We start from the raw sequence: 22,050 nt of genomic DNA, 5'->3' as shown, positions 1-22,050 counted from the left end.
CACCGGAACCGGCTGGAAGCCGCCGCCGCGGAACTTGACCGGCGTTCCGGTTGCGGCGGAACTGCCCGAGGCGGTCGCGGACCGGGCGGGCGAGGGGGCGCTCAGGGTGTTATCCATCGATCAGCTCCATGTCGGCGGCTTCGGCTTCGGCGCGCATCAGCTCCCAGAGCTCGGCCTGCCGCGCTTCGAGCTCGGGCATGGCAAGGCTGCGCTCTTGCAGGGGGACGTCGATATCGACCACCTGGTGTACCCGGCCGGGGCGACGCGAGAGCACCACGATCCGGTGACCGAGGCGCACCGCCTCGTTGAGGTTGTGGGTGACGTAGACCGCGGTGAAGGGCTCGCGTGACCACAGCGACACGAGATCCTCCATCAGCAATTCACGGGTCTGGCTGTCCAGCGCCGAGAGCGGCTCGTCCATCAGCATGCAGGCCGGCTTCACTGCCAGCGCGCGGGCGATGGCGACACGTTGCTTCATGCCGCCCGAGAGCTGCTTGGGCAGGGCACCGGCGAAATCCGAAAGCCGGGTCCGGTTCAGCACGTCGGCGATGATCGCGTCTTCCTGGGCCCGGCCAAGCTTGTGATCCTCGAGCACCAAGCGGATGTTGTCGGCCACGCTGCGCCAGGGCAGCAGGGCGAAATGCTGGAACACGAAGGTCAGCGGGTTGAGGGAGTCTCGGGGGGGCGTGCCGTGGATGCGCACCTCGCCGCTTTCGGGCAACTCGAGGCCGCCGATCATCCGCAGAAGGGTCGACTTGCCGCAGCCCGAAGGGCCGACGAGGCAGACGATCTGGCCTTGCGGGATCTCCAGCGAAATATCCTTGAGAACGGTCACGCTGCCATAGCTGTGGCCGAGCTTGTCCACGATGAGATCCATCGGGTTCCTCCCTCTTTCGGGTGGGTGGGCCGGCCCGTGCGGGACCGGCCCGATAGGTCACATGGTGTCGACGTAGGAGCTGTCGACGAGCATCTCGAGCGTGATCTCGTCGCTGACCAACCCCTCGGCCTGCATCCAGTCCATCTGGGCTTGCACCGAGGTGGTCGACAGCGCCAGCCCCTCGTTGATCCGCATCGAACCTTCGGACATGTCCTTGGCGAAACGATCATCGGGGACGTCAACGCTGACATATTTGTGCACGATGCCGGTCAGTTCGGAGACATCGTCCTCGCTCGCCGTCTTGTCGACGAAGGCGGCGTTGTAGTCGGCGACGCCCTTCGAGAGCGCGCGCAGGAAGGCCTCGGTCTGCTCGCGCTCGCCCTCGGCGATCCCGGTCGAGGTGAAGATCGCGGTGACCTGGTAGCTGGGATCATAGTCCGAGAAGCGGCCGATTTCATGCGCCGCGCCCTCGTCGATCAGGCGCTTGGCGATGCTCGGCTGGATCACCCAGGCGTCGATCTGGCCCGAGCTCAGCGCGCCGACGATGGCACCGACCTTCTGCAGCGGCTTCATCTGCATGTCCGAGGCGGCGAAACCTTCTTTCTCGGCGATGCGGCTCAGCATGTAATGGAACGACGAGCCCGCGGTGGTGATGCCGAAGCTCTTGCCCGACAGCTGCGAGGGTTCTGTCAGACCGGCCTCGAAGGCCTTGTTCGAGGCCAGGATCAGCGCGCCGGGCACCGACGGGTCTTCGGCCAGGGCACCGCCGATGACCTTGACCGCGCCCTTCTGCGCGAGGTTCAGCAGCCCGCCGGTGATCGAGGTGACACCGTAATCCAGGTCGCCACCGGCCACGCCCACGGCCATTGCCGCCGAGCTTTCGAAGAAGCTCAGTTCGACCTCGAGCCCTTCGTCGGCGAAATAACCGCGCTCGAGCGCGATGTAGGTGGGCGAATGGCTGGTCAGGCGCAGCGCGCCGAGGGTGATCTCTTCGGCGCTGGCGGCACCGGCGCTGAGCGCGGTCCCGGCAAGCAGCAGCGCCAACGCGCCGCGGCGCGAGGTGGTGATATCGAGCATGGTTTCCTCCCTTGAAGTCGTGGCCGGACAATCGGCGTTTCGGCACATGTTTACAATGCCGAAATCATCCTAGGTCCATGCCTTCAGGACATGGAATAGCGGGGTCTCAAGCCTCTTCGGTGCGGCGCAATGCCTGCAGCAAATGGTCACGCAGCTCGGACACGTGATGCGAGGCCGGGCGGTTGGGGTTGGTCTGCAGATACAGGGTGAACTCCGGCGCGTTGCGCAGCGGGCGCGCCACGACGTCCTCGCCGATCGGCCCCATCGTGGTGAAGCTGTCGACCAGCGCGACCGCCATGCCCTCGGCGGCCATGGCCACGGCGGTGTCGGCAAATCGGACCACCGTGCGCGATTGCAGCTGGGCCATGGCGCTGCCGAAGTAGCCGCGGATCGCCCGTTGGTGCGGGCCGTCTACCTGGAAGGTGATCACGTCAACGCCGTCGAAATCTCCGGGTGCAAGATGCGGCCGGTCCGCGAGCGGATGGCCGACCGGCACCACCGCGACCAGATGGCCGTGGCCCAGCGGCTCCGAGTGCAGCATCGGATGGTCGATCTGCGCAAGGGTGACGACGCATTGGCCCGTGCCGTCGAGCAGGTAATCGACGATCTGATCGACAGCGAGCACGTCGAAGAACAGCTCGGGCCGCGTGGCGCCCGCGCCGAGCGCGGAGAGCCCGCGCGGCACCAGCGCGCGCGCCACGCTGGCGGTGGCGCCGAGTCGGAAGGGGATGGAGGCACCCGAGGCGATTTCCTCGATGCGCGCGCCCAGCCCCTCGACGCGCCGCATCAGCCCGTCGACCTCGGCAAAGATCAACTGGGCCTCGACGGTGGGCATCAGCCCGGTCCCGCCGCGCCGGAACAGCGTCAGCGACAGAACGTCCTCGATGCGCTTGAGGGTGCGGCTGACCACCGGCTGCGAGATCACCAGAAGACGCGAGGCCGCCGAGATCGAGCGCGTGGTATAGACCGCGTGAAACACCTCGATCTGCCGCAGGCTCAGCCCCCGGATCCCGCGCAGACCGGGCTGCTGCTGCTTGGACGTGTCTGCCATGCCTCCTCCTGTGCTTGCGGGAGTGTCAGTCGCGACCGGATCGGCGCGGCCTGTGCCGGACGCCATCGCAGCGGTTGCGGATGGCTTGTTGCGACATACCGCACGACCGCGCTGCCGTCGATCCGTGCGCGGCGTCTCGGTGCTGCGGCGGCACGGCGATTTACGGCAGGATGATCTCGACGCCACCATCGCGCAGGTCCTGCGCCAGCGCACCCTCGGGGGCCCGGTCGCTGACCAGCGTGCCCACCTCGTGCAGCCGCGCCACGTGGTTCAGGCGGGTGAGTCCGAACTTGCTGGCGTCGATGAGGAAGCGGCAGGCACCGGACTGGCGCATCATCGCGCGCTTGACCGCGGAAAAGCCCTCGACGGCCTCGGTGACGCCCGCCTCGCTGAGGCCGGCCGCCCCGAGAAAGCAGGCATCGACGTGGTAGCGCGCAAGATAGTCGCAGGTCTCGACACCGACCACGGCGGCCTCCTGCGGCAGGTAGCTGCCCGGCGCGAGGATCACGCGCGCCCTGGCACTCTGGCCCAGGATCATGCCGATCTGGAGACTGTTGGTGATCGCCGTCACGCGGGTCTCGGCGAAAGCGAGCAGCCGGGCGAAGACCATGGTGGTCGAGCCGGCATCGATCATGATCGTATCGCCATCTTGGACCAGCGCAGCGGCAAGGCGGCCCAGGTGCTCGCGCTCTGCAACCCGTTCCTGCCGCCGTTCGTCCAGATCGCGGTGCGCGCCGGGATGTGTGGCCGAGGCGCCGCCATGGGCACGTTCCAGCAGCCCCCGTTGCTCCAGATCGTCCATGTCGCGGCGCACGGTTTCCGTGGTCACCCCGAAGAGTGTCGCAAGTTCGGTCACGCGGACGTGTGGCCTCAGCTTGAGGTGCAGCAGGATCTGGTCGTGCCGTTCGCGTTTCTTCAGTCGGTGGGGGCCGGTCTGCTGCTCCACGTCTGCGCGCGCTCCTCTGCTTGCATCCCGATCTTTGAATATCGCAGAAAATTACGACAGATTTGTTGCACATCCAACATAAAGGTGATGTGATCCCGCTGGACTGGCCGGAGGACACAGGGGCCAGACGCAGAAAATGCCCTTTGGGAGGAGGACATCACCATGCTTAGGCACACCACGAGTCTGCTCGTGTCGCTGGCCCTGTCGGCCGGTGCGGCATTTGCACAGGAAGAAACCGCGGCGCTCGACAGCCAGTATTCCGACGCCGATGGCGACCTCGTCGCCGATGCGCCGACGGAGGCGGGCGATCTGCAGGATCCGGGAACGCTGGTCTTCGCCTATACGCCGGTCGAGGACCCGGCCATCTACGAGGACATCTGGGAGCCGTTCATCGCCCATCTCGAAGAGGTCACCGGCAAGGATGTGCAATTCTTCGCGGTGCAGTCGAACTCGGCCGAGGTCGAGGCGATGCGCTCGGGCCGCCTGCACATCGCCGGTTTCTCGACCGGGCCCACGCCCTTCGCGGTAAACCTTGCCGGGGCGGTGCCCTTCGCCATCATGGGGGCCGATGACGGGCAGTTCGGCTACAAGCTGCAGATCTACACGCAGGCCGACAGCGACATCAAAGAGGTGCCCGATCTTGCCGGCAAGCGCGTCGCGCATACCTCGCCGACCTCGAATTCGGGCAACCTGGCGCCGCGCGCGCTGTTCCCCGATCTGGGCGTGGTGCCCGACACCGATTACGAGGTGGTCTATTCGGGCAGCCATGACCAGTCGATGCTGGGGGTTGTCGCGGGCGACTACGACGCCGCGCCCGTCGCCTCGGAAGTGGTCGAGCGCATGGCCGAGCGCGGGCTCTACGATCCCGCCGAGGTGCGCATCGTCTGGGAGAGCGATCCCTTCCCGACGACCTCCTATGCCTATGCCCATGACCTGACGCCGGAGCTGAAGGAGAAGATCGAGCAGGCCTTCTTCAGCTTCGACTTCGCCGGCACAGCGCTTGGCGAGGAGTTCAGCGGGGTCAGCAAGTTCATCCCGATCACCTACAAGGAACAGTGGAAGGTCATCCGCCAGATCCAGAAGGCGAACGGCGTCGAATACACTCCTGCGGGGCTTGCCGCGGAGTGACCTGACAAGACCGGAGCCGGCGCCTCGCGCCCGGCTCCGGCATGGAGCTTCCACATGTTGAAGATCACCGACCTGGTCAAAAGCTACGGCAGCGGCGCGCCGGTGCTGAAGAACCTCGACCTGACCATCGAGGGGGAAAGCGTGGTGTCGATCATCGGCTCCTCGGGGGCCGGGAAATCCACCCTGCTGCGCTGCATCAACCGGCTGGTCGAGCCCACTTCGGGCAGCATCGTGCTGAACGGCACCGAGCTCACCACCCTCAGGGGCCGCCAGCTGCGCGCCGCGCGGCGCAAGATCGGCATGGTCTTCCAGGGGTTCAACCTCGTCGACCGGCTGACCGTGATGGAGAATGTGCAGTCGGGGCGGCTGGGATACATCTCGACCTGGGCCGCGATCATGCGGCGCTACCCCAAGGAAGACATCCGCCGCGCCTACGAGCTGATGGAGCGCGTCGGCATCGCGCAATACGCCAACACCCGCGCCGATCAGCTGTCGGGCGGCGAGCGCCAGCGCGTCGGCGTGGTCAGGGCGCTGATGCAGAACCCCGAGATCCTTCTGGCCGATGAGCCCACCGCCTCGCTCGATCCCAAGACCTCGGAGCAGATCATGGGGCTGCTGCGCGATCTCGCAGGCGAGTTGAAGCTGCCGGTGCTGATCAACATCCACAATGTCGCCGAGGCCAAGGAATACACCGACCGCATCGTCGGCATGCGCTTCGGACGGATCATCTTCGACGACCTGCCGGGCGCTCTGGATCAGGAGGCGATGGAACGGATCTATTCGGGCAGCCCCCATGCCGACCGCGGCGGCGATCTGCGGGAGGCGTCATGAGCCGGCATCCCGACACCTGGCGCAAGCCGCCCTTCATCGCCAACCCGCTGCTTCGCTGGGCCGTGTATCTTGGTGCATTGACCTATTTCGGCTGGGTCGCGGCCACCATGCCGATCGATTGGGCACGGGTTGCGCAGGGGATAGAGCGGGCCGGGCGCATCTTCGGCGGGGCGTTCCCGCCGAGCTTCGAGCGCAGCGGCCTGTTGATTGACGGGTTCCTGGAAAGCCTGAAGATCGCCGTCCTTGCCACCGTGGGTGGGGTCGTCCTGTCCATTCCGATTGCCTTCATGGCGGCACGCAACATCGCGCCGCTGCCGGTCTTCTACCTTGGCCGGGCAATCATCATCATTGCCCGCAGCTTCCACCCGGTGATCGTCGCGATCATCTTCGTGAAGGCGGTCGGTTTCGGACCCTTCGCCGGTGTGCTGACGCTGGTGGTCTATTCCATCGGCTTCGTCGCCAAGATGCTGGCCGAAAGGATCGAGGAGATCGACTTCGGCCAGGTCGAGGCGATGCGCGCCGCCGGAGCGCCCTACCTCTCGACGCTCGTCTACGCGATCTTTCCGCAGATCATGCCCCGGCAGATCGGCCTGACCATCTACCAGCTCGATTCCAACCTGCGGGCCTCGGCGGTGGTCGGCATCGTCGGCGCGGGCGGCATCGGCGCGACGCTGGCCAATGCCTTCGGCCGCTACGATTACGATTTCGCGCTCGCCATCACCATCGTCATCGTCGGCGTGATCCTCGTTTCCGAGGCGATCAGCGGCCAGATCAGGAAGCGCATCGCATGACCAGCCTTTCGCAGCAGTTCGGGCGCGAGGACTGGTCGCGCTACACGCCGAAAGAAAAGGCCCGTCGCTTCGGCCTCTTCGCGCTCTGCGCGGTGGTCGTGTTCTGGGCGCTCGGCTCGATCGAGATCATCTGGGCCTGGGTCTGGGATTCTCCCAGCCAGATGGCGGATCTCTTCGGTCGCATGTATCCGCCCGACGTCAACAACCTCGGCAGCATCCTGCGCGTGCTGTGGGAAACGGTGAACATCGCCACCTTCGCCACCGCGCTGGCGGTGATCGTCTCGCTGCCGGTCGCCTATATCGCGGCGCAGAACACCACGCCCAACGGTTTCACGCTGTGGCTCGGGCGGCTGATCCTCGTCAGTTCGCGCTCGGTCAACACGATCATCTGGGCGCTGCTTTTCGTGGCGATCTTCGGCCCCGGCGTGGTTGCGGGCGTGGTCGCCATCATGTTCCGCTCGATCGGCTTCATCGGCAAGCTCCTCGGCGAGGCCATCGAAGAGATCGACCGGCGCCCGGTCGAGGCACTGGAGGCGACCGGCGCGTCACGCTTCAAGGTCATCGTCTACGCCATCGTTCCTCAGGTCATGCCGACCTTCTGGGCGGTGGCGATCCTGCGCTGGGACATCAACCTGCGCGAGTCGACAGTGCTCGGCCTCGTCGGAGCGGGCGGCATCGGGATCATCCTTCAGGGCGCGATTGACACCTTCAACTGGCCCGAGGCCGCGACCGTCCTGCTGGCCATCCTGGCGCTTGTCGTGCTGGGCGAGATCGTGTCGGCCTTCCTGCGCCGCCGCATCCTGTGACCGGCGCGCGCTGCACCGAGGCGCGCGCCGCCTTCGACGCCTATCTTGGTGTGCGTTCCCGGCTGCCGGGCGCGCGCTTCGGGCGCGGCTGGAGGGTGGCGGAGAGCCTGGCCGAGATCGCCGCGCCCTTCGACCTCGTGCTGCTCGATGCCTATGGGGTGCTCAACGTCGGCGAGTCCCCGATCCCCGGCGCCGCGGCGGCGATCGCCGAGCTGCGCGCGGCGGGCAAGGCGGTTGCCGTGGTGTCCAATTCGGCCGCCTACCCCAAGCGGGTGATGATGCAGCGCTACGCCCGGCTGGGTTTTGATTTTGCGCCCGAAGAGGTCGTGACAAGCCGCGAGGCTCTGCTCGCGCATCTGGCAGACGCGGCGCGGCTGCGCTGGGGGGCGATGCTGAACCCGGAGAACGGCCGCGAGGAATTCGAGGACATCGACATGGCCTTCCTCGGCGACGATCCTGCAGACTACGAGGCTGCCGAAGGCATCCTGCTCATCGGATCGGACGGCTGGACGGAGGCGCGGCAGCGCCGGCTCGAGGCCGCTCTGCGCGCGCGCCCGCGTCCCGTCATCGTCGGCAATCCGGATATCGTCGCCCCTCGCGAGAGCGGCCTGTCGCGCGAACCCGGCTATTTCGCGCACCGTCTTGCGGACGCGACCGGCGTGGTGCCGGTGTTCCTTGGCAAGCCCTTCGCCGACATCTACGCGCTTACTCTGGCACAGCTCGCGCCACGGCTCGCGCCGGAGCGGGTGCTGATGGTCGGCGACACGCTGCACACGGATATCCTCGGCGGCCGCCACATGGGGTTCGCAAGCGCACTGGTGACCGAGCATGGGGCGCTGGTGGGACTCGATCCGGCTCAAGCGATCGCGCGCTCGGGCATTGTTCCGGATTTCGTCCTCCGGAGCATCTAGCGGTACGGTCCGTGGCGCGCGGTTTCCCGAAGGCCGGCGACCGCGCCGTCAGGTCACCACGCCCGCGCGCTTGAGGCGAACGATTTCGGCGGCGACGGCTTCGGCGAAGGCGAGACCGACGGCGCTCAACGGCCTGTCCCGCGGCACGAATTGTGCGATATCCCAGGTGATCGCCGGGATCAGCCGGTGCGAGGTGACCTTCTCGGGATCGAGCAGCTGGCTCGCCACCGGGTCGACGATCGCCACGCCGACTCCGCGTTCGACAAGACGCACCACGCCATGCAGCGTGCGCAGCTCGGCGGCGATGGTTCGATCGACGTTGATCGTCTCCATCATGTGGTCGACGCGCTGGCGCAGAGGGCTGCCTTCGGCAAGGTCGATGAACCATTCCTTGCGCAGCCGGGGCAGGGGGATTTCTGTAACGTCTCCAAGCGGATGACCCTTCGGCAAGATACAGTTCGCGGCGCAGTGGGCGAGCGGTCGCGCATCCCCGCCGAAGGCCTCGGCGTTCAGCGTGATCCCGAAGGCAAGGTCGCATCGCTGCTCGCTGATCATCCGCAGCAGTTCGGCCATGCCGACATCGACGATCTGCACCGTGGCGCGCGGATGGGTCTCGCGGAAGCTCTGCAGCGCATCGAGCAGGAACGTGTCGCAGAAGATCGGCTGCGCCGCGATGACCAGGTGCCCGACCTGGCCATTCGAGATCGCAACCGCTTCCTGCTCGAGGCTGCGAAGCCCGGCAAGATGGCGCACCACCGTCTGGTGAAAGCGGAAAGCCTCGGGCGTGGGCGCGAGGCGATTGCGTTTGCGCAGAAAGAGATCGAAGCCGACCTTTTCTTCGAGCGACGAGAGCAATCGGCTGACCATCGGCTGACTTGCCTCAAGGTCTTCTGCCGCCATCTTGACCCCGCCGAGGCGCATGTAGGCGTCAAAGGCCTCTAATTCCCGTGTCTTGAACATGCCCTTCTCCCTCAGTATGCAATATTTGCAATTTTGCTGCGGCCATTGTCAATTCGCGCATACTGTGAATGGTGCACCACATCCAACAGTCCGGCCCCGCCGGAGCAGATGTGAGGTAACCATGAAGAAACTACTCGGATCGATCGCCCTTGCCGTGATCGCAGCCACCGGCCCGGCCCTGGCACAGGACTACCCCGATCAGGCGGTGACGCTGGTTGTCCCCTACGGCCCGGGCGGCGCCTCGGACCTCGCCGGCCGCGCGCTGGCGGAAACCGCGCAGCCGTTCCTCGGCCAGCCGGTGACGGTGATGAACAAGCCCGGCGCCGGCGGCATGAACGGTGCACGCTCGGTCTCTGAAGGCGAAGCCGACGGCTACACCCTGCTGCTCGCCCGTGTCGGCATGGCGCTGTCGCCGGCCGTGACCCCCGGCAACGCCGTGGAATGGGACGCCTACACCTTCCTCGGTGCGCTGGAAGCCACGCCGATGATCCTCGCCGTGCGCGGCGACGCGCCCTACAACTCGGTCGAAGAGCTGGTGGCAGCGATCAAGGACAGCAACGGCGCGATGACTTACGCCGCCTCGGGCGCAACCGCGATCGACGGCTTCACCACGCAGGCGCTGCTGGCCGACAACGATCTCGACCCGCTGACCGCGGCGACCCTGGTGCCCTACAAAGGGGGCGGCGAGCTCGCCACCGCGCTGCTTGGCGGCCACGTCGATTTCGTCGCCATGGCGGCGGCCTCGCTGATGCCGCACATCCAGAGCGGCGACATGAAGGCGCTGATGGTCTTCGCGCCCAAGCGCATGGACGATCTGCCCGAGGTCGCCACCGCGGCCGAGCTCGGCTACGAAAAGGCCGGCCAGATCGCCGGCTGGAGCGCGCTCTACGGTCCCAAGGACCTGCCCGAGGACGTTGTCGCCAAGTGGCATGAGGTGCTCGGCAAGGTCGCAACCGACGAGAAGTGGCTTGACCTTGCGGCACGCCGCGGCTCGATCTCGACCATCGGCGACGTCGACATGACCGACTACGCCAAGAGCCAGTACGAGCTGTTCCACGGCCTCGCGCAGGACTTCGGCTACCTGTCGAACTGAGCCTCACGTGCTCCGGGCCGCGCGCTGTCGCGGCCCGTCCGCCTGCTGCACAACCGGCGCGATCCCGCATCGACGGGCCGCGCCCCCGCCTTGCCCCGCCGTGCCGGGGCCTCTCATCCTCCAGGAGCGTCGCCATGCCCAAGCCCGTCCTGCGGGGGCTGATCATTGTCGCCTTCTTCGCGCTGACCGCCTTCGTTCTCGTTCCCGCCTACGTGCCGCGTCCGGCATTCATTCCGGGCTTCGCCCCGCCGCCGGACATGTGGCCGCGTACCGTCGCGCTGGCCGGCATCGTGCTGGGTGCGCTGGCGCTGCTCTTCGCCTTCACCCGCGAGCGCCCTGCCGATGAGCCGGTCGAGACCGACGGCAGCAGCCCGGCGCGCATGGTCGCGCGCTTTGCCGGCCTGATGGTGGCCTTCGTGCTCTTCCTCGTGGCCATCCCGCTGCTCGGCTTCCTGGTCGCGACCATGCTGCTGACACTCTGCATCGTGCTGATGACCGGCGAGCGCGGCAACCACGTCTGGATCGCGCTGCTTGCCTTCGGCGGGCCGATCCTGCTGCAACTCTTCTTCCATTCCGCGCTCGGCACGCAGTTCCCGAAGGGCGTGCTGACGAAGCCCTTCGGCTTCTGATCGGAGATACCCATGTTCCACGAAATCCTCTCCGCGCTTGTCGCCGTGGCGACGCTTCAGAACCTGCTGATCATGATCGCGGGCATCTGGGGCGGCGTCATCGTCGGCGCGATCCCCGGCATGACCGGGACCATGGCGGTGACCCTCGCGCTGCCATTCACCTTCTACATGGAGCCGGTGCCCTCGATCCTGCTGCTGGTGGCGCTCTACAAGGGCTCGACCTACGGCGGCTCGGTCTCGGCGATCCTGATCAAGACGCCGGGCACCGCCTCGGCGGCCTGCACCGCGCTCGATGGCTACCCGCTGGCGCAGCAGGGCAAGGCCGGCAAGGCGCTCAATATGGCGCTCTACTCCTCGGTCATCGGCGATTTCATCTCGAACCTGTCGCTGATCTTCTTCGCCGCGCCGCTGGCGGTGCTGGCCCTGCGCATCGGTCCGCCCGAGTTCTTCATGCTGATGCTCTTCGCGCTGACCACCGTGGCGGGCGTCTCGGGCAGCTCGCTGCTTCTGGGCCTCGTCTCGGCGGCGCTGGGTCTGCTGCTGGCAACCGTGGGCGAGGACATGTACGGCTCGTTCCGCTTTGCCTTCACCCCTGACATGCAGGCTGGCCTGTCGATCGCGCCGGTGCTGATCGGCCTCTTCGCGCTGCCCGAACTGATCAAGCTGGTGGTGATGCGCGTCGCCAAGAAGGAAGAGGCGGCAACGCTCGGCGCGCAGCACGTGACCCGCGAGGAGTTCATGGGCTCGCTCAAGGCGATCCTCAAGGGCTCGGTGATCGGCTCGGTGCTCGGCGCCATTCCGGGCATTGGCCCGTCCTCGGCGGCCTTCTTCTCCTATGGCGAGGCGCAACGCAGCTCCAAGAAGGGCGCGAACTTCGGCAAGGGCGAGCTAGAGGGCATCGCGGCCTCGGAATCCGCCAACAACGGTGCCTGTGGCGCGACGATGATCCCGCTGCTAGCCCTCGGCGTGCCGGGTGACGTGATCACCGGCGTCATGCTCGGCGCCTTCATGATCCAGGGTCTGACGCCGGGTCCGCTGCTGTTCCAGACCAACATCCACGAGGTCTACATGCTGCTGATCGGCATGCTGGTCTCGTCGGTGCTGCTGTTCTTCGCCGGCAAGGTGACCATGCACATGTTCTCCAAGGTCTCGCATATCCCGCAGACCCTGCTGACGCCGCTGGTGCTGCTGCTCTGCATCTTCGGCATCTACTCGATCGCCTCGAGCACCTTCGACGTGGCGGTGCTGCTGGTCATGGGCGTGGTCGGCTTCGGGATGTTCTTGCTGAATATTCCGGCGGCACCCTTCCTCATCGCCTTCATCCTCGGCCCGATGCTGGAAGAGAACCTGCGCCGGGCACTGGCGATCTCGCGCGGGGATGTTTCGGTGCTACTCTCCTCGCCGATCACCTGGATCTTCGCCGTGCTCATCCTTTTCGTGCTGACCATCACCGTGCGGCGCGAAATCCAGAAAACAAAGACAGAAAGACGACTTGCGCAATGAGCCTGAACAGCGAGACCTCGCCCGACGCCGATGACCGGATCGCGCGGGCCGCGGAGCACCTGGCCGATCTGATCGCGTTCGACACGGTGTCCCGAAACGGCAACCGGGCCCTGATCGACCATATGGCAGCCTACCTCGGCGGGCTCGGGGCGCGGATCACCATCCTGCCCGACGAGACCGGCGAGAAGGCCAACCTCGTGGCCGCCTTCGGCCCCGAGGACGCCGCCGGGCTGGTCTGGTCGGGCCACACCGACGTGGTGCCGGCAGACGAGCCCGAATGGCAGAGCGACCCGTTCAAGGCCGAGATCCGGGACGGAAAGCTCTATGGGCGCGGGGCCTGCGACATGAAGGGCTTCGCCGCCTGCGCCATGACCGTTGCTCCCGAGCTGGCGCAGGCCCGGCTCGCCCGGCCTGTCTACATGTGCTTCTCCTACGACGAGGAGGTCGGCTGTGTCGGGGCTCCGGCGATCGCGCGGCATCTCGCGGCGCTGCCGGTGCCGCCGGAGTTCGCGATCATCGGCGAGCCCTCGATGATGCAGCTGGTGACCGGCCAGAAGGGCAAGATCGCGATGCGCGCGCATGTCACCGGCACCTCGGGGCATTCCTCCTTCGCGCCAGAGCATGTCAACGCCATCGAGTATGCCGCCCGCGCCATCGCGATGATCTCGGAGTGTGGCAAGCGCTACGAGACCGAGGGACCCTTTGATCGCGATTTCACAGTGCCGCATGCGACCATGCTGGCGACGATGATCGACGGTGGGGTCGCCACCAATGTGACACCGGACAGCTGTAGCTTCACCTTCGAGCTTCGGTCGATCTCGGACATGGATCCCGAGGCCGACATGGCCGAACTGCTGGCCCGGATCGAGGGCGAACTGGGCGCCGAGATGGCCGCGAAGACCGCCGGAACCGGCATCGCCTTCGAACGCATCTTCGCCTATCCGCCGATGGGCGAGGCGCGCAACACCGCAGGCTATGCCCGCTACGCGCGCCACATGCCCGAGGACTGGGGCGGCAAGGTCTCCTACGGGTCCGAAGGCGGTATCTTCGAGCAAACCGGCGGGATCCCGGCGGTGATCGTCGGGCCAGGCTCGATCGAACAGGCGCATAAGCCCAATGAATTCGTCGCGCTGGATCAGCTCGGTGCCTGCGTGCAATTCCTCGAAGACATCATGGCCGGGCTCTGCGTCGCGTCGGAGACGGCGGCGGATCGCGCGTCCTGAAGGGGCGCTGCGACCCCGAACAGAGTGCCTTGGGCAGGGGCTTCCGCCTTGCCCAAGGCCAGGTCTGCCGGGCGCCCGACGCAAGAGCCCGTCGGCGCCCCGTCCGGCATTAGGCTGCCATTACAGCACGGTCGTGGCCGAGGCGTCCGCGAAGGGATCGTCGACGCGCGGCCAGAGCGGCCGGGTCAGCCGGGTGTAGCGATTGGTCGCCGGATCGTTGGGATAGGGTCCGTCTACCGCCACGTAGATCACCTCGGAGGCAATCGGGGCGAAGGCGCCATGAAAATGGTTGGTCGATTTCACCACGAGAATGTCCTTCGACATCGGGTCGATCCCGGCGTTGCTGAAAAGGTCGGGCGAGAAGGCCTGCGCGCGGTTGGTGTTGAGAACGATCTCGATTCCGCCGGTGCGGATCACCGCGACATCGCCGAGCGGCACCACCGAAGCGCCGAAGCTCTGCACCGCGTCGCGCTGGACATGCAGCACCTCGACGGTGGCATCGATCGGGGCGCCTGCCGTGGCCGAGGTCTTGCCGCCGAAGCGCAGTTCCAGCACCGCGCCTTCGCCGGCGGCGTGGCACAGGCGGACCGCCATCGGATCCCAGATCGTGCCGAAGGCGACATTGCCGACCCCCGCCTCGAGGAAACCGCGCAGCACGAGCGTTGAATCTCCCGAGGTCCCGCCGCCCGGATTGTCCCAGATATCGGCAACCACGACAGGGCCCTTTCGGGGTTCGGCGGCACTGGCGCGCGCCCTTGCGATGCCCGCCGCCAGCGGCAGGAATTCGGGACGGGTGCTGCCGCGCATGGCAAAGAGCCGGCGGCCCAGGCTTTCGGCCAATGCGTCGCCCGCGGCCCGAGCGGCATCGGTCACCACCACGATCTTGGCTCCAAGATCGGGCGAGTCCCCGGCCATGAAACCGTGGATGGCCGAGACGGCAAGAATGCTGCCGCTGCCTTCCAGCGCGATCATGTCGTCGACGAAGCCGCGCATCGGCTGGATCGATGTGGGCAGCACATCCATCATCCGAACATCGAAAACCGAGACCACGGGCGCGATCTCTCCGCGCGCGGCGCGCAGGGTGAGCGCGGCAACTGCCTCGCCGGTCTCGACGAAGTCGGTGTGGGGGAATTCCTTGAAGGCGATCACCACGTCTGCGTTGTCGGTGCGCGCGGCACTGAGATGGCTGTGCGGATCGAAGCTGACACCGATCTTCACGGCGGGGCCAACCAGGGCGCGCACCGCGGAAATCAATTCGCCCTCGCAATCCACCGTGCCCTCGGCGATCATCGCGCCGTGCAGCCCCAGAACCACCGCTTCAACCGGCAGCGCCGCGCGCAGCTGTCCCAGGATTTCGTCGCGCAGCCGCACCCATGTGGCGGCATTGCACAGACCGCCGGGCTCGGCCCAGGTGGCGGTGCCCTCGATCAGCTCGATTTCTCCGGCCCGGGCGCGGCGCCGCAACGCGGGGAACACAGCGCTGCACAGAGTCGGGGTTTCGGGGTGCGTGCCGGGCGGGGCGTAGAAGCTCTGCTCGAAATCGGTGAAATCGGTGCGAAGCGGCGAGAAGGTATTGGCCTCGAAGCCGACCGAGGCGCAGAAGACGCGCATGAGGGAGTGCCTTGTCTTGGGAGGAGACACAGGGCCCCGCGCGGGGCCCTGCGGGAGTGGATCATTCGAGATAGGCGGTCGCGTTGGCCGCCTCGACCTCGGACTTGAACAGCGACAGAAGCTCGAGCGCGCCGGCGTCGAGATTTTCCGCGGCATAGGCCTCGAAGGCAGGCTGGGCGACCTCGACCATGGCCGCGCGTGCCTCTGCCGAAAGCGAGGTGACCTCCATCTGGTCCATCAGCCCCGCGAGGCCCCGGTCCGAGGCCTCGATGATCCGCGACAGGCCGCGGCTGGCGGTGACGCATTCCTCGGCGGCATGGTGCAGAACCGCCTGCGCGCCGGCGTCGAGACCTTCGAAGAAGTCGCGGTTGATCAGCAGCGCGTAGGGCGAGAACAGGTGGTTGGTCAGCGTCAGGTACTTCTGCACCTCCGAGAACTTCGAGAAGGAGATGATCGGCACCGGGTTCATCTGGCCGTCGATCACGCCGGTCTGCAGGCCGGAGTAGACCTCGCCCCAGGATAGCGGATAGGCCTCTGCACCCAGCGACTGCATGATCTTCTGGTGCGAGGGCAGGGTCATGGTACGGATGCGGATGCCGTCGAAATCCTGCAGCTCGGCGATCGGATGCTGCGAGTTGGTGACCGCGAAGAAGCCGCCGGTGTCGGGGAAGCCCAGCACCACCACGTCGCCCAGCTCGGTGCCGATGTCCTCGGCCAGGGCCTTGCCGAAGGGACCGTCGAAGACATCGTAGGTCGACGCGTTGTTGGCGAAGGCGAAGGGCAGATTCAGCACGTCGATGCGCGGGTAGTAGCCCGCCAGCGCACCGGTCGAGGCCAGCGTCATCTGGATCACACCGTCGCGCACCATCTGCACGTGCTCCGAGGCCGAGCCGAGCTGGTTCGACGGGAAGACCTCGACGTCATAGGCGCCGTTGGTGTCGGCTGCGACGATGTTCGAGAAGACGGCGGTGCAGGCATGGGCCGGGTTCTCGAAGGGATCGGCCTTGTTGTCGTGGCCGAACTTGATGGTCTCGGCCTGCGCGGCCATGGCCGAGCCTGCAAACGCCGTGCCGAGGCACAGGGTGCGGATGAAACGGGTCATATTCCCTCTCTCCTTGTTGGGTGGTTTGTTGTTGGTTGAAAGGTCAGTCGGTGAAGCCGAGCAGACGCGGAAGCAGCAGCGCGGCATCGGCCCAGTAGGCGTAGACGAGCAGCACGAAGAGTTCGGCGAGCAGGAAGGGGACGAGCTTGACGGTGATCCGCTCGATCTTCTCGCCGGTGACCGAGGACAGCACGAAGAGGCACGCGCCGACCGGCGGGGTCATCAGCGAGATATTGAGCGAGAGCACGAAGATCACCCCTGCGTGGATCGGGTTGAGGCCGATGGTCTCGGTCAGCGGCACCAGCACGGGGGCGAGCAGGATCAGGATCGCGGTGATGTCCATCACCATGCCGATCACCAGCAGCACGGCGATGATGATCGCGGTCACCACCCAGGGCTCGTCGGACGTGGCCAGCACCGCCTGCGCGATCCCCTGCGGGATGCGTTCGAAGCTCATCCACCAGCCGAGGATGCCGGCAAAGGCGATGATCACGAAGATCACCCCGGTGATCCGCGCGGTGCGGATCAGCATCTCGAGCAGCGCGCCCAGCGTCAGGCGGCGGTAGACGAAGGTGCCGATGAGCAGCGCGTAGGCGACGGCAATCGCCGCGGCTTCGGTTGGTGTGACGATGCCGCCGAGGATGCCGCCGAGGATGATCGCCGGCATGGCGAGCGCGGTCAGCGACGAGACGAAGACCTGCCCGATCTCGCGCAGCGTGGCGCCGCGCTCGGCCTGCGGCAGGTTCTCGCGCTTGCCGCCGAGGGCGATGACCACCATGCAGATCGCGCAGATCGCAAGGCCCGGCAGGATGCCCGCGGCGAAAAGTCCCGAGATCGACACGCCCATCAGCGAGCCGTAGACCACCATCAGCCCCGAGGGTGGGATGGTCGGCCCGATGATCGAGCCCGCGGCGGTCACCGCACAGGCGTAATCGCGCTTGTAGCCGGCACGCTCCATCGCGGGGACCAGCGTGCGTCCGAAGGCGGCGGCATCGGCGGTTGCCGAACCGGTGAGGCCTGCGAAGAACACCGAGGCCAGCATGTTGGCATGGGCCAGCCCGCCGCGGAACCTCCCGACCAGCACCTCGGCAAGGCGGATCAGCCGGTCGGTGATGCCGATGTGGTTCATGATCTCGCCGGCGAGAATGAAGAAGGGCATGGCGAGAAAGGGAAAGCTGTCGAGCCCGGCGAAGATCTTGCCGGGACCGACGGCGAGGAATTTCTCGCCACCCATCGAGATCAGCCCGGCGACCCCGGCGATGCCCACGGAAAAGCCGATCGGCGTGCCGATGAGCAGCAGAAAGATGAAGATCAGCGCGACGCTCATTCCGCCACCTCGATCGTAGCGGATTCGCCCTGCGTGCCCCGGTCGCGCAGGATGACCAGCACCAGCTGCACGCAGCAGACCGCCGCAGACACCGGGATGGCGCTGTAGAAGGGGGCCATGGACACGCCGAAGATCATCGCCTGCCGGTTCTGCCCGCCACCGGCGAAGCCGAGGCCGAACCACAGGACATAGGCAAAGAGCGCCAGCGCGAGCAGATCGCCGAGCACCAGCAGGCTGCGCCGCAGCCGCGGAGGCATGCGGTCGATGGCCGTGGTCAGGCCGATATGCTCGCGCCGCGCGATGCCGCTGGAGACCGCCAGCATCGCCGCCCAGATCATCAGGTAGCGGGCAAGCGTCTCAGGCCATGGCAGTTGCCAATGGAAGTAATAGCGGTCGATCACGCCCAACCAGACGTCGAGCACAAGCGCCACCATCAGCGCGGCGACGATACGCTCGACGAGCCAGTTCAGGCGCGCGCTGGCGCGTCCGAGTGCCGAATCCATCGAAGTCTCCCTGCGTTTGTGTTTCGGGCACTGTAGCAAGGATTCGTAATTCGTCTTCATAAAATGTAACTAGAGTACGTAAAAAGTAGAAAACTGCGGAATTCTCTCCGAAAAATGCCGCATGAGACGTAACTGCGTTACATGGCTCTTCCCTGTGCCACCGTTTTCTGAGCAGGCTTCCCGGATGACACGCGCTCCGCAGACCCCTCCCGCACGCAGCCTTTCGCCCAATGACGTGATCTCGGCGCTCGCCGGGATGGATGGCCATTTCGCCGCGCGCGAACAGCGCGTCGCGGATTTTGTGCAGGCCAATCTCGATGCGGTCACGCAGATGAGCATTGCCGACCTGGCCACCGCCAGCGACGTGTCGACCCCCACCGTCGTACGGTTCTGCCGAACCCTTGGCTGCAAGGGCTTTCGCGACTTCAAGATGGTGCTCGCGCAGAACCTCGCGGTCAGCCGCCAGTATCTCGCGCCGCCGGTCACTCCCGGCCCGACCGAGGGGGTCGAGGTCCTGACGCAGGTCCAGCAGGCGGCGCAGCGGTGCATGGAGACCCTGGCGCAACAGCTCGATCCCCAGGTCTTCGAGGCGACGCGGGCCGCGCTGAGCCGGGGGCGCAACCTGCTGATGCTCGGCGTTGGCGGCGGCTCAAGCATGATTGCCGCGGAAGCGGCCAACCGCTTCTTCCGCCTCGGCAAGAGCGCGGTCGCCGAGAGTGATGCCTATCTCATGCAGATGCGGGCCGCCTCGCTGCGACCCGGTGACGTGCTGCTGGCCTTCTCCACCAGCGGACAGGCGACAGAGGTCATCGCCGCGGTTCGGGTTGCCCGGAACTACGGCGCGGCGACCATCTGCGTCACGCGGCAGGGCTCACCGCTCGCCGAGGCCGCAGAGATAGCCCTCGGCTTCGACCTGCCCGAGGAGCCCGACATTTTCAAGCCGACCGCTTCGCGCTTCGCTTACCTGCTGTTGCTCGACGCGCTGGCGCTTGCGGTGGCGCGCACGATCCCCGAGGACACCGCGGACCATCTCCGCCGCCTGCGCTCGTCGCTCACCGCCTATCACGGAAGAGTGGGGCCCCAGCCACTTGGCGACTGAACGCAACCGGCTGCCTGACCGGGGGCATCGGGGTCGGACGAGGACTGCGGCCGCCGCTGATGCCTTTCAAGCAGGCTGACCGCTTGGGCAGCTCGACGCTTGCGGCCCTTGGCCAGCGATCACCCGATCCGCATACGGGCGGCGGGGGGTGAGAGGGATCACGCGACGCGCCGGTCTGCGAAGAGGTCAGCGCGGCTCGGACAGCCGGGCGCGGGCAAGCATTCCGGCACCCAGGACACCCAGCCGATCGCCGCCGCGCGCACAGGCGACCTGAAGCCGCTCGGTGGCCAGCGGGAGACAGCGCTGGTAGACCCTTTCCCTGATCCCGGCGAGCATTGCTTCGCCCGCGCCAGAGAGCGTTCCACCGACGACCAGCACCTCGGGGTTGAGCACGGCGACGAGATCGGCGGCCACCGTGCCGATGATCCGGCTGCTGGCGTTGACCAGCGCGCGGCATTCGGGTGTACCGCGGGCGTAGATCTGCATCACCTCGCGCGCGTCGCGACAGTCGAAGCCCTGTGCCTGAAGATCCCGCGCCAGCGCCCAGCCTGCCGCATGGGCTTCGATGCAGCCCTGCTTGCCGCAGCGGCACAGCTGGTGCGGCTCGGGGCTGTGCTGGATGTGGCCGATGTCGCCCGAGGTTCCGAACGCGCCGCGCAGCAGATGTCCGTCGGTGATCATGCCGCAGCCGATGCCGGTGCCGGCCTTGATGAACACCAGATGGCGCGTGTCCGGCCAGTGCAGCTGCTGCTCGGCAAGGCACATGAGGTTCACGTCGTTGTCCATCGCCACGGGCATCTCGAGCCGCGTCCGCAGGAGGTTCCGCAGGTCGAGCCGCTCCCAGCCGTACATTACCGAAGGCTTGGCGATGCGGCCCTGCGGGTAGTCGATCGGCGCAGGCAGGGCTATGCCGAGCCCGGCGACGGGGGCGCTGGCCATGCTGCCGCGTGCCAGCCGTTCGGCGCAGGCGGCGAGCGTCTCGAGCGTGCGGGCGGGATCGTCGCGCAGGTCGATTTCGGCCAGCGCGTCCTCGAGTGGTTCGAGCGCGAGGTTGAGCAATGTCACCCGCGCCATCTGCTCGCCGACATCGATGCCGATGAGGTTGCGATGGTGCGGGTTGACCCGCCAGCTGCGCGCCGGGCGACCGCCACCCGATGCGAAGCTCTCGCCCTCGACGATCAACCCGCCTTGTTGCAGCTGCCTGATTCTCTGCGCGGCGGTCACGCGGGACAGGCCGACCCGGGCTTCGATCTCGCGGGCGCTGCGTGGTGGTCCATTGAGCAGCAGGTGGAAGATCGGGTCCAGATGGGGATTTTCCATGTAATGCTTTGACCTAGCGTCAATTTGTCGGGTTCACTACTTAAGATAAGCAATATGCAAAACTATGGCAATTAATGAATATGGATTGACAGAACTTTTCCCATTCTGCCCACTAAGGGTGCGCAAGGAGGAGTTGCGCAATTTGGGAGGACATTATGAAAACGCTGAATTGGCTGGGGGCCGCAGGGTCCGCCGCGGCCCTGATGCTGGCTGCCCCGGCGGCCTTTGCCCAGGATAATGACATTCTCGTCGGGCTGATCACCAAGACCGACACCAACCCGTTTTTTGCCAAGATGCGCGAGGGCGCGGCGGCCAAGGCCGAGGAGCTGGGCGTGAAGTTCCAGGCCTTCGCGGGGAAATATGACGGTGACAACGACACGCAGATCACCGCCATCGAAAACCTCATCGCCGCCGGGGCCGACGGCATCCTGCTGCTTGCCAGCGACACCAAGGCGATCGTGCCGACGGTGCAGAAGGCGCGCGACGCGGGGATCCTCGTCATTGCGCTCGACACCCCGCTGGAACCCATCGACGCGGCGGATGCGACCTTTGCCACCGACAACTTCTTTGCCGGCGAGATGATCGGGCAATGGGCGCTGAAAACTTTGGGCGAGGAAGCCGCGCAATCGGCCAAGATCGCCTTTCTCGACGCCCATGAAAGCCAGCCCACCGTCGACGTGAAGCGCGACCAGGGGTTCATGCAGGGCTTCGGCATCGACATCAAGAACCCCGACCGCCGCGATGACGAGGACGATCCGCGCATCGTCGGCCACGAGATGGCGGGCGGCTCCGAGGTCGGTGGACGCGACGGCATGGAGACGCTGCTGCAGAAGGATTTCGACGTCAACGTCGTCTACACGATCAACGAGCCCACCGCCGCCGGTGCCTGGGAGGCGCTGAAGGGCGCGGGCAAGGACGATGGTTCGGTGCTGATCACCTCGGTCGACGGCGGCTGTCCCGGCGTGCGCAACGTGCAGGACGGGGTGATCGGGGCGACCTCGATGCAGTTCCCGCTGCTGATGGCCTCGCTCGGGGTCGAGGCGGTGGTTGCCCACGCCAAGGACGGCACCATGCCGGAACCCTCCGAGGGGCTCGATTTCTACAACACCGGGGTGAAGCTGGTGACCGACAAGCCGGTGGAGGGGCTCGAGTCCATCACCAGCGAAGAGGCGCTCGAACTCTGCTGGGGCTGATCTGCCCGTGAGCCTCGTCCCGGCCCGCCGCGACGGGCCGGGGTCTCCCTTTGCAATTCGGAACAGATG

At 66.5% G+C, this 22,050-nt stretch carries 21 protein-coding genes; 11 read left to right on the top strand and 10 right to left on the bottom strand.

All coding sequences use genetic code 11. The features are described 5' to 3' along the window. Positions 1-109: 109 nt before the first annotated feature. From IQ782_RS17365 to IQ782_RS17350, 4 genes are all read right to left on the bottom strand, one after another. Positions 110-877 (bottom strand): ABC transporter ATP-binding protein, encoded by a 768-nt coding sequence (locus tag IQ782_RS17365; protein ID WP_194135930.1) that lies wholly within the window; start codon positions 875-877, stop codon positions 110-112. Positions 878-934: 57 nt separating this feature from the next. Further along, on the bottom strand, positions 935-1,954 hold the full coding sequence (locus IQ782_RS17360) for an ABC transporter substrate-binding protein (protein WP_194135929.1): 1,020 nt from the start codon (positions 1,952-1,954) through the stop codon (positions 935-937). 106 nt (positions 1,955-2,060) lie between these two features. Further along, positions 2,061-3,005 (bottom strand): LysR family transcriptional regulator, encoded by a 945-nt coding sequence (locus IQ782_RS17355; protein ID WP_194135928.1) that lies wholly within the window; start codon positions 3,003-3,005, stop codon positions 2,061-2,063. 160 nt (positions 3,006-3,165) lie between these two features. Next, the gene (locus IQ782_RS17350; RefSeq protein ID WP_194135927.1) at positions 3,166-3,951 is read right to left on the bottom strand and encodes a DeoR family transcriptional regulator; all 786 of its coding nucleotides are present in this window, start codon (positions 3,949-3,951) and stop codon (positions 3,166-3,168) included. A gap of 162 nt (positions 3,952-4,113) precedes the next feature. On the opposite strand from IQ782_RS17350, the gene phnD reads away from it, so the two are divergent. From phnD to IQ782_RS17325, 5 genes are read left to right on the top strand one after another with little or no spacing between them, the layout of a single operon-like run. Continuing rightward, the gene (gene phnD / locus IQ782_RS17345; protein WP_194135926.1) at positions 4,114-5,079 is read left to right on the top strand and encodes a phosphate/phosphite/phosphonate ABC transporter substrate-binding protein; all 966 of its coding nucleotides are present in this window, start codon (positions 4,114-4,116) and stop codon (positions 5,077-5,079) included. A gap of 54 nt (positions 5,080-5,133) precedes the next feature. Continuing rightward, complete coding sequence (gene phnC / locus IQ782_RS17340; RefSeq protein ID WP_194135925.1) at positions 5,134-5,910, top strand: phosphonate ABC transporter ATP-binding protein; 777 nt, start codon at positions 5,134-5,136, stop codon at positions 5,908-5,910. After that, entirely contained in the window at positions 5,907-6,701 is a 795-nt protein-coding gene (gene phnE, locus IQ782_RS17335) for a phosphonate ABC transporter, permease protein PhnE (RefSeq protein ID WP_194135924.1), read from the top strand. The genes phnC and phnE (IQ782_RS17335) overlap by 4 nt, the downstream gene beginning before the upstream one ends. After that, on the top strand, positions 6,698-7,507 hold the full coding sequence (gene phnE, locus IQ782_RS17330; RefSeq protein WP_194135923.1) for a phosphonate ABC transporter, permease protein PhnE: 810 nt from the start codon (positions 6,698-6,700) through the stop codon (positions 7,505-7,507). Before phnE (IQ782_RS17335) ends, phnE (IQ782_RS17330) begins: the two co-directional genes overlap by 4 nt. Then, complete coding sequence (locus tag IQ782_RS17325; RefSeq protein ID WP_194135922.1) at positions 7,504-8,418, top strand: HAD-IIA family hydrolase; 915 nt, start codon at positions 7,504-7,506, stop codon at positions 8,416-8,418. Before phnE (IQ782_RS17330) ends, IQ782_RS17325 begins: the two co-directional genes overlap by 4 nt. A gap of 48 nt (positions 8,419-8,466) precedes the next feature. On the opposite strand, the gene IQ782_RS17320 is transcribed toward IQ782_RS17325, so the two are convergent. After that, on the bottom strand, positions 8,467-9,378 hold the full coding sequence (locus IQ782_RS17320; protein WP_194135921.1) for a LysR substrate-binding domain-containing protein: 912 nt from the start codon (positions 9,376-9,378) through the stop codon (positions 8,467-8,469). Between the two features lie 121 nt (positions 9,379-9,499). On the opposite strand from IQ782_RS17320, the gene IQ782_RS17315 reads away from it, so the two are divergent. From IQ782_RS17315 to argE, 4 genes are all read left to right on the top strand, one after another. Beyond that, on the top strand, positions 9,500-10,471 hold the full coding sequence (locus IQ782_RS17315) for a Bug family tripartite tricarboxylate transporter substrate binding protein (protein ID WP_194135920.1): 972 nt from the start codon (positions 9,500-9,502) through the stop codon (positions 10,469-10,471). Between the two features lie 134 nt (positions 10,472-10,605). Beyond that, positions 10,606-11,100, top strand: a complete 495-nt coding sequence (locus IQ782_RS17310) for a tripartite tricarboxylate transporter TctB family protein (protein WP_194135919.1) — start codon at positions 10,606-10,608, stop codon at positions 11,098-11,100. A gap of 12 nt (positions 11,101-11,112) precedes the next feature. Further along, on the top strand, positions 11,113-12,603 hold the full coding sequence (locus IQ782_RS17305; protein ID WP_194135918.1) for a tripartite tricarboxylate transporter permease: 1,491 nt from the start codon (positions 11,113-11,115) through the stop codon (positions 12,601-12,603). Next, positions 12,600-13,826, top strand: a complete 1,227-nt coding sequence (argE, locus tag IQ782_RS17300; protein ID WP_194135917.1) for an acetylornithine deacetylase — start codon at positions 12,600-12,602, stop codon at positions 13,824-13,826. The genes IQ782_RS17305 and argE overlap by 4 nt, the downstream gene beginning before the upstream one ends. A 120-nt stretch (positions 13,827-13,946) precedes the next feature. Here the strand turns inward: argE and IQ782_RS17295 are convergent, their stop codons facing one another. The 4 genes from IQ782_RS17295 to IQ782_RS17280 all read right to left on the bottom strand — a co-directional run bounded on the left by IQ782_RS17295 (position 13,947) and on the right by IQ782_RS17280 (position 18,369). Beyond that, the gene (locus IQ782_RS17295; RefSeq protein WP_194135916.1) at positions 13,947-15,437 is read right to left on the bottom strand and encodes a M81 family metallopeptidase; all 1,491 of its coding nucleotides are present in this window, start codon (positions 15,435-15,437) and stop codon (positions 13,947-13,949) included. A 61-nt stretch (positions 15,438-15,498) separates the two neighbouring features. Then, positions 15,499-16,539 carry a TRAP transporter substrate-binding protein gene (locus tag IQ782_RS17290; RefSeq protein ID WP_194135915.1) on the bottom strand — a complete coding sequence of 347 codons (1,041 nt, stop codon included), beginning with the start codon at positions 16,537-16,539 and terminating at the stop codon, positions 15,499-15,501. A gap of 43 nt (positions 16,540-16,582) precedes the next feature. Next, the gene (locus IQ782_RS17285) at positions 16,583-17,866 is read right to left on the bottom strand and encodes a TRAP transporter large permease (RefSeq protein ID WP_194135914.1); all 1,284 of its coding nucleotides are present in this window, start codon (positions 17,864-17,866) and stop codon (positions 16,583-16,585) included. After that, on the bottom strand, positions 17,863-18,369 hold the full coding sequence (locus IQ782_RS17280; protein WP_240989363.1) for a TRAP transporter small permease: 507 nt from the start codon (positions 18,367-18,369) through the stop codon (positions 17,863-17,865). Before IQ782_RS17280 ends, IQ782_RS17285 begins: the two co-directional genes overlap by 4 nt. Positions 18,370-18,553: 184 nt before the next feature. Between IQ782_RS17280 and IQ782_RS17275 the strand changes: the two genes are divergently transcribed. Next, on the top strand, positions 18,554-19,468 hold the full coding sequence (locus tag IQ782_RS17275) for a MurR/RpiR family transcriptional regulator (RefSeq protein WP_194135913.1): 915 nt from the start codon (positions 18,554-18,556) through the stop codon (positions 19,466-19,468). Positions 19,469-19,654: 186 nt separating this feature from the next. Here IQ782_RS17275 and IQ782_RS17270 read toward each other — a convergent pair whose 3' ends face one another. Continuing rightward, positions 19,655-20,788, bottom strand: a complete 1,134-nt coding sequence (locus IQ782_RS17270; protein WP_194135912.1) for an ROK family transcriptional regulator — start codon at positions 20,786-20,788, stop codon at positions 19,655-19,657. 155 nt (positions 20,789-20,943) lie between these two features. Here IQ782_RS17270 and IQ782_RS17265 point away from each other — a divergent pair, with 155 nt between their 5' ends. Next, positions 20,944-21,981 carry a substrate-binding domain-containing protein gene (locus IQ782_RS17265; RefSeq protein WP_194135911.1) on the top strand — a complete coding sequence of 346 codons (1,038 nt, stop codon included), beginning with the start codon at positions 20,944-20,946 and terminating at the stop codon, positions 21,979-21,981. Positions 21,982-22,050: the final 69 nt, after the last annotated feature.

This window comes from Salipiger mangrovisoli, assembly GCF_015223355.1.
GTDB lineage: Bacteria > Pseudomonadota > Alphaproteobacteria > Rhodobacterales > Rhodobacteraceae > Salipiger > Salipiger mangrovisoli.
The sequence above is the reverse complement of the archived record's forward strand: the minus strand, read 5'-3'. Positions and strand labels throughout refer to the sequence as shown.